The sequence below is a fragment of the Pedobacter sp. Hv1 genome (assembly GCF_001412215.1).
Taxonomy (GTDB): domain Bacteria; phylum Bacteroidota; class Bacteroidia; order Sphingobacteriales; family Sphingobacteriaceae; genus Pedobacter.
Genome location: NZ_LLWP01000013.1, coordinates 1 through 14,127, shown reverse-complemented (window position 1 = coordinate 14,127; position 14,127 = coordinate 1). Strand labels below are relative to the sequence as shown.

At 38.7% G+C, this 14,127-nt stretch carries 15 protein-coding genes and 1 pseudogene; 2 read left to right on the top strand and 14 right to left on the bottom strand.

Annotated features, from left to right (window positions below; translation table 11 throughout):
• From AQF98_RS21370 to AQF98_RS21360, 3 genes are all read right to left on the bottom strand, one after another.
• Positions 1 to 791: TraG family conjugative transposon ATPase (locus AQF98_RS21370; protein ID WP_152969783.1), on the bottom strand; the 791-nt coding region annotated here is incomplete at its 3' end.
• The gene (locus AQF98_RS21365; protein ID WP_055134009.1) at positions 788 to 1,120 is read right to left on the bottom strand and encodes a DUF4133 domain-containing protein; all 333 of its coding nucleotides are present in this window, start codon (positions 1,118 to 1,120) and stop codon (positions 788 to 790) included. The genes AQF98_RS21365 and AQF98_RS21370, both read right to left, overlap by 4 nt.
• A gap of 11 nt (positions 1,121 to 1,131) precedes the next feature.
• The gene (locus AQF98_RS21360) at positions 1,132 to 1,437 is read right to left on the bottom strand and encodes a DUF4134 domain-containing protein (RefSeq protein ID WP_026706465.1); all 306 of its coding nucleotides are present in this window, start codon (positions 1,435 to 1,437) and stop codon (positions 1,132 to 1,134) included.
• A 181-nt stretch (positions 1,438 to 1,618) separates the two neighbouring features.
• Between AQF98_RS21360 and AQF98_RS21355 the strand changes: the two genes are divergently transcribed.
• On the top strand, positions 1,619 to 2,755 hold the full coding sequence (locus AQF98_RS21355) for a DUF3800 domain-containing protein (RefSeq protein ID WP_055134008.1): 1,137 nt from the start codon (positions 1,619 to 1,621) through the stop codon (positions 2,753 to 2,755).
• Positions 2,756 to 2,841: 86 nt separating this feature from the next.
• Here AQF98_RS21355 and AQF98_RS21350 read toward each other — a convergent pair whose 3' ends face one another.
• The 11 genes from AQF98_RS21350 to AQF98_RS21300 all read right to left on the bottom strand — a co-directional run bounded on the left by AQF98_RS21350 (position 2,842) and on the right by AQF98_RS21300 (position 13,206).
• Positions 2,842 to 3,258 (bottom strand): DUF6527 family protein, encoded by a 417-nt coding sequence (locus tag AQF98_RS21350; protein ID WP_235524282.1) that lies wholly within the window; start codon positions 3,256 to 3,258, stop codon positions 2,842 to 2,844.
• The gene (locus AQF98_RS21345) at positions 3,245 to 4,423 is read right to left on the bottom strand and encodes a ThiF family adenylyltransferase (RefSeq protein WP_055134006.1); all 1,179 of its coding nucleotides are present in this window, start codon (positions 4,421 to 4,423) and stop codon (positions 3,245 to 3,247) included. The genes AQF98_RS21350 and AQF98_RS21345 overlap by 14 nt, the downstream gene beginning before the upstream one ends.
• On the bottom strand, positions 4,398 to 5,099 hold the full coding sequence (locus AQF98_RS21340; protein WP_055134005.1) for a multiubiquitin domain-containing protein: 702 nt from the start codon (positions 5,097 to 5,099) through the stop codon (positions 4,398 to 4,400). The genes AQF98_RS21345 and AQF98_RS21340 overlap by 26 nt, the downstream gene beginning before the upstream one ends.
• A gap of 315 nt (positions 5,100 to 5,414) precedes the next feature.
• Positions 5,415 to 5,660, bottom strand: a complete 246-nt coding sequence (locus tag AQF98_RS21335) for a DUF2188 domain-containing protein (RefSeq protein WP_055134004.1) — start codon at positions 5,658 to 5,660, stop codon at positions 5,415 to 5,417.
• Between the two features lie 27 nt (positions 5,661 to 5,687).
• Positions 5,688 to 8,168, bottom strand: coding sequence for a S8 family peptidase (locus AQF98_RS21330; protein ID WP_055134003.1), 2,481 nt, complete (start codon positions 8,166 to 8,168; stop codon positions 5,688 to 5,690).
• A 3-nt stretch (positions 8,169 to 8,171) separates the two neighbouring features.
• The gene (locus tag AQF98_RS21325; protein ID WP_055134002.1) at positions 8,172 to 9,359 is read right to left on the bottom strand and encodes an AAA family ATPase; all 1,188 of its coding nucleotides are present in this window, start codon (positions 9,357 to 9,359) and stop codon (positions 8,172 to 8,174) included.
• A gap of 325 nt (positions 9,360 to 9,684) precedes the next feature.
• Positions 9,685 to 11,037, bottom strand: coding sequence for a hypothetical protein (locus AQF98_RS21320; RefSeq protein WP_055134001.1), 1,353 nt, complete (start codon positions 11,035 to 11,037; stop codon positions 9,685 to 9,687).
• Positions 11,038 to 11,067: 30 nt separating this feature from the next.
• Positions 11,068 to 11,703, bottom strand: a complete 636-nt coding sequence (locus tag AQF98_RS21315; protein WP_055134000.1) for a hypothetical protein — start codon at positions 11,701 to 11,703, stop codon at positions 11,068 to 11,070.
• 12 nt (positions 11,704 to 11,715) lie between these two features.
• Positions 11,716 to 12,021, bottom strand: coding sequence for a DUF3408 domain-containing protein (locus AQF98_RS21310; RefSeq protein WP_055133999.1), 306 nt, complete (start codon positions 12,019 to 12,021; stop codon positions 11,716 to 11,718).
• On the bottom strand, positions 12,021 to 12,425 hold the full coding sequence (locus AQF98_RS21305; RefSeq protein WP_055133998.1) for a DUF3408 domain-containing protein: 405 nt from the start codon (positions 12,423 to 12,425) through the stop codon (positions 12,021 to 12,023). The genes AQF98_RS21310 and AQF98_RS21305 overlap by 1 nt, the downstream gene beginning before the upstream one ends.
• Before the next feature lie 13 nt (positions 12,426 to 12,438).
• Positions 12,439 to 13,206, bottom strand: a complete 768-nt coding sequence (locus AQF98_RS21300) for a ParA family protein (protein ID WP_055133997.1) — start codon at positions 13,204 to 13,206, stop codon at positions 12,439 to 12,441.
• A 699-nt stretch (positions 13,207 to 13,905) separates the two neighbouring features.
• Between AQF98_RS21300 and AQF98_RS21290 the strand changes: the two are divergent.
• Positions 13,906 to 14,127: pseudogene (locus tag AQF98_RS21290) on the top strand (hypothetical protein); the annotation flags it as partial.

The window sequence follows — 14,127 nt, the reverse complement described above, 5'->3', positions numbered from 1 at the left end:
CAGCTAAGGAGTAATCCCACAGGAGCAGCGAATGATAAACGACAGTCGCTCCGGTCTGTAGATAGTTTTTCAAAACGGGTATCGGCAGATACTGTTCCGGGTAGATCATCCGTGTCCGAAAGCGTGTGCAGGCTTAACCTTTTGTTCCCGATACGAACTTCCTCTGTTCCGAGTGCGATGTCCTGCATCGGTGTTCCAGGTTCCCTTGATAGTGTAAGGTACTGTTCCAGCAATCCCTGTTTCCCGTCTATACCAATAATGTCTTCTTCGGTCAAACGTCGCAGACTTACAAAACCGCTATCGTTCACAATACGCTCAAACTGTGCCACGGTTTCAATAAAGCGGTGTATAGCTTCCTTATCCCTTATTTCTTTCGGGATCAGCGAACCTTTGCAAAGAGAACTGAAGTTGCTTTGCATACGCATACGCTCTTTGGTTGTCTTAGTTAAAAAGAGGTAGCAATAATGGTTTAGGAACGGTCGCTCGTTAAAATGGCGTTGATAGGATTTTGCCAAAAAACTCTGGTTGTCGGCTGCCAAATTGGGCGCATAACTTTCTTTAATGTACCAATCCTGTTTGTGGATTACTGTAAAATCCGGCAAAGTCTTGATAGCTTTGTGCCAAGCGGAATGTATGGCTTCATATTCCGCAGAAGCTACAGTAAACAGTTCCGGCAAACGCACTTCAAAACAGGCGGTAATGTCTGCATCTTTGGAAAGAATGCAGTTGTTTTCTACTGCCAGTAACGGAAACTTGCTTTCCAGTGTGGTAGTCTTTGATACATTTCTCATACGGCATTCTGTTTAGGAGTGAATTTTAAATAGCGGTGTACAGGCTTGCGACAGATGATGTAGCGGGGATGCCTTTTATTAGCCGCTATCTTCATTAATCCGTGTTCGCCATATTTTCTGTTCAGCGAAAAGGTCTGCCATACAATCAGCGAAGCACCACCAGCACCGAGAAACAGGCAGATGTAAGAGTTTACGCCTGCCATATACAGTATCATCACGAAGATGAGCGTACCGAGCAGCCCACCTGCGAAAATGAAAAGGTATTGTGCTTTCAAACCTTTAAATTCCACCGTTCTTCCGATGCCTTTGTTTATGTTGTAATTGTTCATAAAGCAAAGGATTAAAGGAAGAATGAACGCAGGATGGTAGCCGCTACGATTAAGAAGATACACGCACCGAACCAGCTTGCCGCAGTCTTTGATGTGTCGGGGTCGCCTGAGCTGAATTTATTGTACACCTTAACACCTCCGATTAACCCGACGACCGCACCGATGGCGTAGATTAATTGGGTTGCTGGGTCGAAATAAGACGTTACCATTTGGGTAGCCTCGTTGATACCTGCTGTACCGTTTCCCTGTGCGAAAGCACCAATTCCTGACAGCATAGCCACGGCTGCCAGCAAAACTTTTTTTCTTTGTTTTTCCATAATTGAAACGTATTATTTTGTTACTACTTTCCCGCACCTTGCGGACTTTCGGGACAAAGGTGTTTCAGAAATCAGGGCGTTATAACAAAGTGGCAGTCAAAGGAATTGTTTGGCGGTGGGTGGCGGTCTAAGGGGGATTTTTTATAACTTAGTCACTTATTATTTTTAATAAGTTAATACTATGATAGATTTTGAAATAGCAGAAATAGAAGATGCTAATCAATTTGCCCGATTATTGAATCCAAGGGTAGATTTTGCGACACCGTACATATTCTATTATGATGAAACCAATAACATCAAAACATTCTATGTAAGAGAAAATGATTTCAATTATACATTTACAGCAAACTTCGTTTTGGGTGGACTTCTACATCAGGGAGAAGTACCAGACGTACAGCCATTGATAGATAGCTTTAAATTGCAAAAAACAGCTAAGGAAGTTAAATTCAAACATATAGCATTCGGGGATTTTCTTGATTGCCTCAAATCCCAGAAGTTAAACCTGTTCTTGCACTTTTTAAAGGATAGTGATCTTTATGTGCATTATTCAAGTCTTAATATTCTCTATTGGTCGGTTGTGGACATTGTAGATTCTGCTATCATGAACTCTGATGTGGCTATGAGATTAGGCCCTGGATTTGACAACCGACTAAAGAACGACCTCTATAAACTCTGCCGTCTTGAAATAGACGCCGTTATCAAACTTTTTTATGCTTTTGAATATCCTAATGTTAAACCTGAAAAAATTGGTGATTTTATAGAGGCATTGAGCAACCTTTTTGAGGCATATCTTCCGATACCAGAATTTCACTTTGGGTTGGAATCGTTACGGCAGATACTGAAAGAGTCTAAAAAGAAAGGCGAACTAGCTTTTGTTATGGATGAAAAAGATTATGTTTTGCTGGCAGATTTGACACATTTTTATCTTAGACCCATCTACACTTTCAAGAATTCAACTCATATATTCGATAATGAGGATTCCATCCGAGAGGCTTTGAACGAGTATAGAATGCTAGATAAAGGAGTAGAGTTTAAAAACTATTCTTTTGTTGATTCTCAGGATAGCCATTTGACACAACTATCTGATGTTTTCGTTGGTTTCATGGGTAAATACACCAATTACAGGAATACACACAATATGGAAGAAATTAAAGCAGATATCGACTCGTTCTCAGCTTTGCAATTAGAAAACATGAAGTTATTTATTGATATTATTAATAAATCAGACCATAAAAACCCCGCCTTTCTACACGCAACAGATAGTTACGAAGAGGTAATGAAATTTGGGGAGCTATGCGAGATTATTGCTGGAAAATAACCTAATTAGTATCAGATAACCTAAAGACAATTATATAAATAAAGCCGAAGAATTACCCTCGGCTTTATAGAGATAAAATTAAAGTTCTACAATCGGAAGAGTTTGGAGATTTTCTGCCAAATAGTAGGTTTAGGGATTTCTTGAACAACAGGTTCTTCTTTTGGAATATCTGGCATTTCAAAATATTCTTCTTTATGTTTTAGATCATTTTCTCTACCTAAGTGGATTTCTCTTTCTGTCCAACGACCAGCAAACTCAATTTTATTGTTCCTTATCCAGTAGTGGGACTGACATTCAAAATTCCAATTGCCTATAGAGGGGTGAAGCGTAACTGCTTTACCATTAAAAGTCAGTTTCCAATCTGTCGGAGATAACGGGGTCACCACTTCATTACCGCATCCGCATACACATTTGTGTATTGCAGTACAGTATTCTATTGAGACATACAAAACGCCCTCCTCAACCTTTTCAGGAATGAACTCAACAAATTTATGGTGTAACATCCTCATTGAAAATTTTAGACACACTAATGGAATATGAGCTGTGATATTCATTTTCCAGATCAACATAAATTCCAGATAACTTCTTCCATTTCAGGATAGCAAAAACAGCATTTAATGCATTCAGTTCAGCTACCTGAATGTTGGTAGCGTATTCATTATTATCAGAGTCTTCCGAAAAAATACGGAGGGGCAGATGATCATTTTTGTCACGAGAAGCAGAAGTAACCCTTACAGCACCTGTAAGTTTATCATCAACTACATTAACCCCTAGACCTACATCGGAAAAAGCGACATCTACACTTACCAAATAATCCGTTATTATCTTCCTTACGGCATTCTTGTCTACACATACAAATACATAATCCATTTGATCCAACTCTTGTAAGTTCTCTTTCTTTACATAGTAGTCATGCCCATGGATATACTTGCGCATGTTTGAATACAACTTTTGATAATAAGACACCTTTCTCGGGTTTTCGTACAGATCATTCATTGACGCTGCACCGGGAGAACGGAAAGCATTGTGCTGGTCAAAGGTGTCCCCATCGTATATATGGATTTCTTTTACCGGAGTTTTAGCTACCAAATCCAGAATATATGCTCCAGTACCGCCCAGCCCAATAATTGCTATTTTCTGCCTTTCTAACTTTGCATTAATCATTTCGATGTTTGCGCGGCTGGAATTGGTGTCAATATATTCAAATACTGTTTCATTACCACTGTCCGGTATGACCTTAAAAGTCTTTTCCGTAACTGAAGGGTCCAGATATTTCGCAGGTGCGGAAATGATGTCTGCATACCTCTTGACTTTTTCATAGTAGTTCGGATATCCGGCAGCAGGCTTATTTGAAAAAGATCTGTTTACCGTAACCTGATGGTTTAGTACAGAAGTAGTATTGCTATGCTGGATTGCTGTAATGACTGTACCATCAATTTCACAGGGGTTATCCCCAATAAAATGTATAACATGGTTATCCGGAGTTCCCGTTCGTTCATTACAACTTAGTGTAAGCGTAGTTACCAATATTCCATATTGGATTTGATTGTTTTGATCTACAAAGGGTATATGGTGGATAAGTAAATATCCACCACGTACCTCGATCTCATAACCTTCGTCTCTTAGACGTTTAAGGTCAGGACTATGATTTATCAGTTGCTGTGACATCGAAGATCATTTTATTTTTTACACGAACAATCGAACCTTTAATCATAGTGCCTTCCGGTTTTGGTTCCCAACCTCTGCTATAAGTAACCGTATAACCCTTGTTTGGGTTATTATCGTATGATCCGAAAGCCAACACAACCAACTGCTCAAAAGAGATGTGTGCTTCTTTCCAAATATGTGGACGAGCATTCACAATGATTGTAAACTCCGTTGGTCTAGGCTTAGAGAAAAACTTCTCTTTACCCGGACGAGCTAAATCAACGACTTCATCATCTAATATTTGATCGTCTTGCCAACCTTCCTTGATGTCAAGGAAGATATCATCTTCAACAGGTATATTACCCAGTTCTCTGATTTGAGCACCTCTGATGTATTGCTTATACCAGGTAAAGGGCTTGTCATTAATGAAAAACTGAAGCTTTTTCTTTACAAAGAAATACTCGGTTTCAGGTCGAGCCAAGTTAACTTGTTTCTCATTTTCAATAAGCTCATCCTGATAAGGTTTGCTAATTGACAAAAACAACTCGGTATCTAAAGGTATCCCAGCAAGCTGTTTTAATTCTGCTCCTGTTTTGTACTGGTCAAAGGCTTCATACTCTTTACCTTCTATTACAAATGTTAGAGGTACTTTTGGATTTTGGGAATGTGATTCCCCTTCATGTTTATTTGAATTCATCTTGAATTTAAATTGATATTAATTAATATTTAATTGCTTATTGCTTATCATTTCGGCAATAAATAGGGCGTACCCTGCGATAGTTTAATTCTGATGCAATTGAAATTTTATACTATTAATACCAAGCCCCACTACCTGAATTGTACCGGCAGGAGGTTTAAAATCACGAAAAGCTTGTTTATTTCAAATAAAGGAGGTAGTTTTGAAGTGCAAAAACATTACTACCAAGAGCCTTGCAAGGGCTTTTGTTTCCTTTAAGGAATCAAGCCAGGTGATTTTCGCCTGGTTTTTTATTTTCTTACCGTCTCTTTCTCATTAAAATTTTGTGTCTTTTACTGATTTTGGATCGTTTCCGGGTTTAACAGTGTCACTATCTCTAATTGGCCCACCATTTGGGCGATGTATTCTAACTTCTCCTCCGCCATTATTTGATGAAAACTGTTTTGCTAGTTGTTCAGCTTGCTTTTGAGTACTGGCAACTGCTGAAGCTTTCTTGCCGCCTTCCTTCTGGACATTCCATCCGTCTTGCTCTTTCTTTTGTGTTACATGGTAATTTGCCATAATTATATGTTTTTTTAAATTATTAAATTAAACTCTTGGTACAATTCGAGCTGCAGTTTTGATGTCAACTGCCTGGACTCCAAGAGACTGTAGCATTTGTCGCATGTCATTAAATACTGGTTTCTCACTATTAGGATCTGAAATTGTTAGTATTGCTGTAAATGGTACACCCGCAGCTGGTATAGTTACACCATCTCTTGACAAGTACTCTACATCTAGTTTCCATTCTGTCGATGGTCCAACTCCTCGGGGGAAAGTTTTTTCATAAACTTTCACTGGACTCCATTTGAAAGAATGTTCAATCTGATCTTTCTCATATAAACTTCCGTCACCATCTTCTGGCGTATAAATTGCATTCAACCTTCCTTTATAGTTACCATTATTTTGTAGCTGTCTCAGAGCTGCGTCGATATTTATTCTGACAAACTCAGATCCAAATCTGTAATCAAATCTTGGAGTGCTTACAATGGTGAGTTTTGCGTGCCCAAAGCATTTACCATCCCTTACTAAGCTTGACGGCCATGAAAATTTAAAACTCATTTTATGGCCACTTATGGCTCGGTTTGCAAATACTAATGTTATTGCAGATGAATTTCCGTTCAAAATGTCTTCAGAACCATCCGGCATACCGAATCCAACCAAGTGTTTGGAGACATTTCTCAAATTTTTGTCGTTGAGGGACTCTGGCAATACAGCATGATGGATTCCAAGAGCGATTAGTGTTTCCCTTGAAACTATACCTTCAATCGAATGATCAAGACTTGCTAAAGTCTTTGCTACATTAGGAGCTGCGTAACTAGTTCCGCAACCATCTACAATATTACTCGTTGGGTCTAAAGATAGAAGACCATGTCCTAAAGTTGGGTGACTAGTCCCAGAACCACCAATATGAGCAAAATCAGGTTTGAGTCCTACTCGTAGTCCAGGTCCACGACAACTGTAACTGCTTAGAGCATAAGGAACAACACCTTCAAGATGCGGAGGGTTTAAAGCTGAAACACTAATATTGCGACAGCTTTCAGCTGGTTTTTTAATAGCGTCATTTCTCGAAGAAGCTAATATTTTTAATGCATCGAAATGATCCACAGGCCATTCTTTTCTAATATCTCTAGGATGCGTATTACCCGCCGAAATAACAAAAACGACATCGTTTTCTTCTGCAATTTTGTCCAAAATTTGTGCAGGAACGCTATAGCCTGTAGTTGATGCATGCTCTTCTATATTCAGGCTGAAATTAAATATTCGAACTCCAGTTCTAGCTTTTAATTCCTGAACAGCAGTTTCAAGTTCATTAAAAAATTCTAGAGGTTTTGAATAGTACGAGCTATATCTATCAGCACGAGGTAATATATCAAGATCTATAATTTTACAACCATCAATTTCCCGGCAAATAGCCTTCCCATTTAATTGTTGGCCAAATATTGCTAATCCAGCTATAAAAGTACCGTGATTTTCGTCTTTGTCCATGCTGCTAATTAATCCCCAACGATCTTCTATCCAGTCGCCATAAACATCTGAAACACCTCCGTCTACAACGCATATTTTTGGATATGATCCTTTATGATCAGGAGCAAGAACAGTAAAGTTTTCACCTTTGACCTGAGACTTGACAGTTGAGCTTTGTGTAATGATGGGAGGAAGAGTAACTTTTTTTACCAATGGATGATTTCCCAAATATTCTAATAATTCGTTATGTCTCTCCAAGTTTAGGTCAATAGATTTTTTCTCTCCTGATTTGCCTGCTGTTGATGATGAGTAAAGCTGTATTACGGGAGTTGAATCGGTTTTTTCTAATTTGACACCAAACACAACAGATGAGCCTTGACCGGTAGTAATTCTTGACACAAATAAGCCTGTGCCTAAAATGGTTAGCCCTCCAAAAAAGCTATCAAACAAATCGAATTTGTATTTACTTAGTAAATCCCAATCTTGCCTCGCCGGAGGAGCTTCAAACAATTCTACCATATACGAACCGCCAGTTTGAGGATTAGATAGCCATTTTACGGCTTCTTTAACAGAAAAATTCCTTTTGTCACTTGCAGTATATGGGCTAATTCCTTCAATTGCACCGACTTCACTTCTTAATCTTGAAGGATTAGGTTCATTCTTCCCATTCTTTTCTTTATATCTTGTTTCGGGTTCAGCCTGTCCAACTTTAGTATTTATTTTATCAATACTTTCTGGCGTCAGTTCGACAAATAATTCTCCCAAATCTCCAGCTCCAATTATAGGAGCAACATCCCTTTTAAAAACTTGTGAAGTTGGACGATGACTTTTTGCTAATGCCGTTTGCTTTAATGTAACTTTCGCATAAGAAACCTTAGCAAAACTATTTACCAATTGCATGCTCTTTATCTCACTAAGCTGATTTTGAATATTATCTCGATGCTCGATGAATTCGGTATCATTTCCGGCAAAAAAGTCTTTAGAACCACCGCCTCCATTATTTTCTAATGCCTCGATAAAAGCATCGCTATTTAATACTATTTGAACAGGACTATTTGCCATAACTTATATTTTTTCAGAATCTTTAAATTTCGATAGCTGCTTACTCAAAGTTGACGGGGTCATTCCGAACAATGATGCTAGATCTTTCTGTTTAAAAGAGTAAACCTTATCGTTTAACAGCATGTTTATAAAATCTTCATCACTGTGAACCATAACATTTCTCTTTTTTGTGTCTACCCTTCCAGAGTTGAGCACAGCAAATTGCTTCATTACTTCTACGATATTGCTTTTCTTTTCTAACACAAAAGCTCTCTTTAGCCATTTCGAAAGCATTTCTGCATCAGCACCTGATGAACCATCAAGGCACCATGCTAAAAATTTAATCTCACTTTCGTTAAATTCTAAAGGCGTAATAAAATTCTTGAGTAATTGAATCATTACTTCGGGAGAAGGTTTAGGAATTTCAACCTGTATATCAAACCTTCTCCAAATAGCGGGATCAAGGAGACTTTCATGGTTGGTTACACCAATGGTAAAACCTTTTTCATGACGTGAATCTAGACTTTGCAACAACGTATTGACTACTCTTTTTACTTCACCAACCTCCTGTGGATCGTTACGGAGTTTAGCAATTGCATCAAACTCATCAAGAAGTAAGATGCATTTATACCTATTAGCAAAAGCGAACAGATTACCAATATTTCGAGATGTAGTTCCTAAATACGAAGACATAAGCCCTTCTAACCTTGCCAGTACTACAGGTAATCCAATTTGTTTTGCAATCCATTTTGCTAAATGTGTTTTACCAGTTCCTGGCGCACCATAAATTAAGCAGGAGCTAGCAGGGGTAGCATTAATTTCTAAAAGTTGATCGAATTTACTCCATTCATTTACAATTGAGTGAATAGCAAGCTGGATATTACCATCAAACATTGGGGCTTTTTCTGGTAGATCATCAGGGAAAAAAATCTCTGCCAATGGTGTTGATGTCTCCTTATCTACAGGGATCGATGTCTTAGGAGTTACTTCCTCGCCTTTTAAAACAACGAAAGATCTCTGGATTTTACTTGGAGACATGTCAAGCGATGATTCAGAAGCAGTCAACAAAGCCTCCAATGACTTTGCCTCTTTAGTAAACCCATCTTTTTCCAGACTTTCTTTTAATCTTCTAATTTGATGCGTGACAGCTTCATTCGGCGTTGCCAATGCGGACCTGCTTAGAGCTTGTACTATACTGAAATATTTGAGCATTTGCTTATTTGTTTCTTAAGTTATAAATGCAAATATAGTAATAAATTTCCAAAACAAGATTTTTATTTCCATTTTTTGATATAAATTTCCAAAAAAAAGATTTTAGTTTCTATTTTATGTTAAAGACAAGTTTAACGACATGAAAGTGAGTATGTTTCATGAATATTAATAAATGGAGAGCATTGCAAATAGAAAAGGGAGTTTGCTATCAAACAAACTCCCAATGTCAAAATTCTCCAAAATCATTTTCCACAAAACAAAAGAATAAACTTCAGTTTCAAAGAAAAGGTAACTGCCCAATAGCTAGCTTTTTAGCATGCTGAATTCACATTCTGCGACCTTTTCTTTTGCTGAATTCACTTTCCTCTGGCTTTGGACTAGTGGATTTTTTTTGTCCTACCTTTACTTCTTGTCCATTGTTTTGCTTTACGGTTTCCGCAAAACGGGTCTGATGCCACGGTATTACTTTGGCGTCAAATTTCAGTTGCACTCCATGTTTTTTTAAATAGTCTGAACTATTTAAGTCACCCGCTTTGTTTTGACCAATTGGGTCAAGGGTACGCTTGCCGGGAATTTGTACAACAATGAGGTCTTTAGGAATCTCCTTGACATTTAGGCTCACTTCCTGAAAGGTATGCGTCTTTTGATTGTAAGGAATGGTATAAATGTTGTCTTTGTGCGAGTAATAATGTTTGAGTTCGGTAAAGATGATGCCCCGTGACCAGATATCATCTTTAGGGTGCAATTTGTCATTAAATAAGTCAATATGAAAAGTGTGTCCCGCAATATCTATCGTTGGGATAATACCTTTGTAAGCAATTTTATCGAACGCATCCTGATCAACCATCAGTTTGAAATCGTCCATTCCCGCCATAATATCTTCGGAAATATTATGTTTCTTTGACATCCCAGTTGGGTCGAGTTTTACAAAGTCGGGTATCTCTGCTAATTTTGCTCCTGGTTCGGCGTATGTTGTCAAGCCCTTTGTATTTGGGCTGTACCAAAATCTGTAGCCCTGTACTGCTTTTTCTTCCATATCGGATAGAGAAATTACATTTTTCGGATTGGCTTTTTGACGGAGTTCCAACTGATTGACATCGACGATAAATTCTGTTCCGAATACTTTATATGTCGGAAGTACCCTTTGTGTGTCGGTGGGTATCTTATACAGATTGTCCTTTAGTTGGTTGACAATATATTCTTCTTTTGGTTGTAGCTGTTCGGCAACATTACGTTTTATATGTTCAATCACATTGGTGTCTACCCACGGCAGGGTACGCGCTTCAAAGTGCATTTGTTTCACATCCTGATCAGTTAGGCTATTACCATGCTTTCTATTCCATCCCACTATATCCAATTCATACTGATTGGGAAACTGCACTATGATAATATCAGTAGGCAGTTCGGTCATTTTAGAAACATCGTCCTGCTGAAATTCGCGTTTTGTTGGATTATAAGGAATAACAAATGCCCGTCTGTCACGATCATAGTAGTCTTTTATTTCAGTAAAGTCTATGCCTTTGGATATAAAGTCGTCCTTTGGCCGTAGTTTGTTCATGCGTAAATCCACATAGAATGTATGACCTGCAATATCAAGTGTAGGTAGTATGCCTTTATTCAAACGCAGGTCAAGCAAACTGCCCGGTTCTATATTAGTATTTGGCAATCCATTTTCCATATTTTCTTATTTTAAAAGACAAAGGGAAGTCTATACAAACTCCCCAATGTCAAAATCATTCAAATCATTTTTCCGCAAAGTGGAAGAACCGGCTTCCGTTTCAGATGAGAGTGTGCTATCCAAAAGCTCGGCAATTTTTAGGGAGGCACCCTCGATGGAATTTTCCAGCAGGCTGAATAATTCAGTCCCCTGTAATCTTTGAACTATATCTACCGCTGTTTCCTTTTGTGATTGTTCCAAATTCTCTTTTTGGAGCAATGCACCTACGGAGCTTAGTTCTTCAAAGGTAACCCCTTGGGCAAGACTGTTATCGCCACCAAATATTCCGTACCTGTTCCATTCTTCTTCCTCTTCCTCCAAATCAGGCATATTTCTGAAAACTTCGTCCAGCTCTTCCTTGCGGATTTGAATGCCGACGTTTTCATTTTCGTCGTATTCAATGTCTAAATTAGCAGGGTTTATCTCCGGTTCCTCAATTTGGCGTTCATTGGCAGTGTTTGGCACTGAAAGGCGTTCTACGGGTTTAGGTTGTCCCATAATATCGGGCAGGTTCGGATTGACTTTCTTCTGCGAAGGTTCTTGCTTTGACCTTTTATGAATGACAATCTTATCCTGCAAAAGCAGGACAATGACTATCAGCAGGCATATCACAATTACTATTTCCATAACGTAGGGTTTTTAAAATAAGCCTTTGTATTTTTCGTTGAACTCCTTTGTAATCATATCTTCAAACACTTTAAAATGATGTTCAAGAATATTATTGAGATAGGCAAACAAGGGTATTTTATCATCGCCTATAATCTGTACAATGCGGGTTAAACGTTCGTGATGTTCAGGACTTAGGTATATACTTTTATTGCCTCTTTTCTGCATTTTATTCATTTGCATAAATGCGTTTTCATAGGTTGTTTTAGTCGTATTGCTAACTGTATCGGAGCTGTTGCCGGATACAATAGCATTCCTGTTCTTTTTATCTTTCTTCATTATAGAATGGGTTTAAAATGTTCGTTGAAATAATTGGTAATATCGTCCCCGTACTCCCTGAAATGATTTTCAAGAATGTTGTCAATGTAAGAGTAGAGCGTAGTTCTTTCTTCCCTTGTCAGTTGAACGATGCGGAGCAATCTTTCGTGGTATTCAGGGCGTATGTAAACCACCTTTCCGTTACGCCCCGATGGAAATCGATTGACCAAAAAGGTTTCCTCATAATCCGCTTTCTTTGATGAACTGTTACGGGCTTTTTCCCTGGTCTTTGTTTCCTTTGGTACATCCTGCTGTTTATTATTGCTTGGTGTAGCAACAGGCTCATCGCCACTTATAATGTTCATAAGATATTCCTCATCAACATTGGGCTTTTCAAAATCGTTATTTTTGTTGTCTGAAGCCATACTTTACTATTTTTTATAGATGAGTGATTTTTAAAAACTCCTCGACAAATAAATCCATTTTGGTTGCTTTCATTAACTGTGGTTCGGCAGGCAGCAAACTTGACCGGAATACATAACTGCCTGTGTCGTCTGTTTCCTTTCGGAAACGCTTGCTATCCATTATTCTTGTTTCCATTATGGGCAGGTTGAGTTCTTTGATGACACTTTGATACGCATCATACAAACCTGTTTTTTCCCTGCCGTCCACTTGGTTCCAAAACAGCCACATCTCTTGTTCGGGATTGCCCTCGTCCGTTTGGGGAAGTCCGAGAAAGGCTTTGGTAAAGCCCAATGTACTTTCCACTACCAAACGGTCGGCAGTAATGGGCGAAAAGATAAAGTCCATTTTTTTTAAGGTGGTCAGAACGCCTTTGGTGTTGGCTGTTCCCGGCAGGTCGAAGAAAATCACATCTGGTACAACCGCCGACTGGCTTCTATATTCCGAAGCTTTCTCCAGAGCCGTTTCAGCTTTGCATTTAATAATCGGGTACGCTTTTTTGTTGATGGCTTGAAACTGCTTCATTGCCGCTTTTTTATGGTAGTCGTTCTGCATTATGGTTCTCTTATCCCGTTCACGCATGTTGTTCAGGCTGTATTGCGGAAAGTCGCAATCCAATACCAGCACATTAAAACCTAAACGGTAGTGAAGCACACTCGCCAGCAGGGTTGTCATCGTAGATTTTCCCACACCGCCCTTTTGGGTGGAGAAGCTGATTTTTAAAGTTTTCTTTGTTGTTTCCATTATTTAAAAATTTATTGTTACACACTTTATTTGTTTTGCAGGATTGAATATTGGTTTATCTGATTATTACCTCATTCCTATATTCCTGCATTCCCTTTTGGGTAATTTCCTGCACAGGTATTTGCTTTCATTTTTGCCTTGTCAGGTACATTCTTTGGCAAGTGGCAAAACTTGCAACAGGTAAATTGCTTTACCGCTTTTATGCTTTTACACTTTTATTGTTTTATGCTTTTAAAACCTTATGCTTTTATTCCAAACTGCCTGTTTGCAAACCTGATTTTCTTCTTTGTTGAAATACTTTTTTTACTACCTGCACTAAAATTATACGGCAAATAAAGCGATTGATTTAACCGCTGATTGAGCTGTGGCAGTGTTTGGCATTCAAAGGCAGTGTTTGGCACTGCTATACAATACACTGCTTTCGTAAACAGGGCTTTACTTTGTACAATGATTTTTATTAATGGATTTATGCAAAAGTCTTTTGACAAATCGGAGGGTAATAGGAACGGCATCGAGCCGCTTTTCCCTGTTACATTTAATCCGTCCCGCAGGGCGGATTTTTGTGTTCGACAGAACACGGCAAGTTGTGTTTTGAGGCACTCGAAACCGAGTTAGTGCCTCAAAACAACTTGCCCTTAGCAGGGGGCAGAAAACGCTCTCCGAAGTCGAGGTTTTGTGTGGATTAAAAATGGATTAGTGATGAACGAGAACAGTAACAAAAAACAGAATAAGGGCGGACGGACACCGAAAACCGACCCGAGCATCCACCGCCACGTTTTCCGTCTTACAGACGAAGAAAATGCCAAACTTTTATCGCTTTTTGAAGCATCGGGAATGCCCAACAAAGCAAAGTTTATCATTTCCCTGCTGTTCAGTAAGGAAATGAAATCGGTTAGAATTGATAAAGGAACGGTTGATTTT

Excerpts from the sequence above, each read along its gene's own strand:
- AQF98_RS21365 (WP_055134009.1), bottom strand. The coding sequence starts at position 1,120 with ATGAACAATTACAACATAAACAAAGGCATCGGAAGAACGGTGGAATTT.
- AQF98_RS21360 (WP_026706465.1), bottom strand. The coding sequence starts at position 1,437 with ATGGAAAAACAAAGAAAAAAAGTTTTGCTGGCAGCCGTGGCTATGCTG.
- AQF98_RS21355 (WP_055134008.1), top strand. The coding sequence starts at position 1,619 with ATGATAGATTTTGAAATAGCAGAAATAGAAGATGCTAATCAATTTGCC.
- AQF98_RS21350 (WP_235524282.1), bottom strand. The coding sequence starts at position 3,258 with ATGTTACACCATAAATTTGTTGAGTTCATTCCTGAAAAGGTTGAGGAG.
- AQF98_RS21345 (WP_055134006.1), bottom strand. The coding sequence starts at position 4,423 with ATGTCACAGCAACTGATAAATCATAGTCCTGACCTTAAACGTCTAAGA.
- AQF98_RS21340 (WP_055134005.1), bottom strand. The coding sequence starts at position 5,099 with ATGAATTCAAATAAACATGAAGGGGAATCACATTCCCAAAATCCAAAA.
- AQF98_RS21335 (WP_055134004.1), bottom strand. The coding sequence starts at position 5,660 with ATGGCAAATTACCATGTAACACAAAAGAAAGAGCAAGACGGATGGAAT.
- AQF98_RS21330 (WP_055134003.1), bottom strand. The coding sequence starts at position 8,168 with ATGGCAAATAGTCCTGTTCAAATAGTATTAAATAGCGATGCTTTTATC.
- AQF98_RS21325 (WP_055134002.1), bottom strand. The coding sequence starts at position 9,359 with ATGCTCAAATATTTCAGTATAGTACAAGCTCTAAGCAGGTCCGCATTG.
- AQF98_RS21320 (WP_055134001.1), bottom strand. The coding sequence starts at position 11,037 with ATGGAAAATGGATTGCCAAATACTAATATAGAACCGGGCAGTTTGCTT.
- AQF98_RS21315 (WP_055134000.1), bottom strand. The coding sequence starts at position 11,703 with ATGGAAATAGTAATTGTGATATGCCTGCTGATAGTCATTGTCCTGCTT.
- AQF98_RS21310 (WP_055133999.1), bottom strand. The coding sequence starts at position 12,021 with ATGAAGAAAGATAAAAAGAACAGGAATGCTATTGTATCCGGCAACAGC.
- AQF98_RS21305 (WP_055133998.1), bottom strand. The coding sequence starts at position 12,425 with ATGGCTTCAGACAACAAAAATAACGATTTTGAAAAGCCCAATGTTGAT.
- AQF98_RS21300 (WP_055133997.1), bottom strand. The coding sequence starts at position 13,206 with ATGGAAACAACAAAGAAAACTTTAAAAATCAGCTTCTCCACCCAAAAG.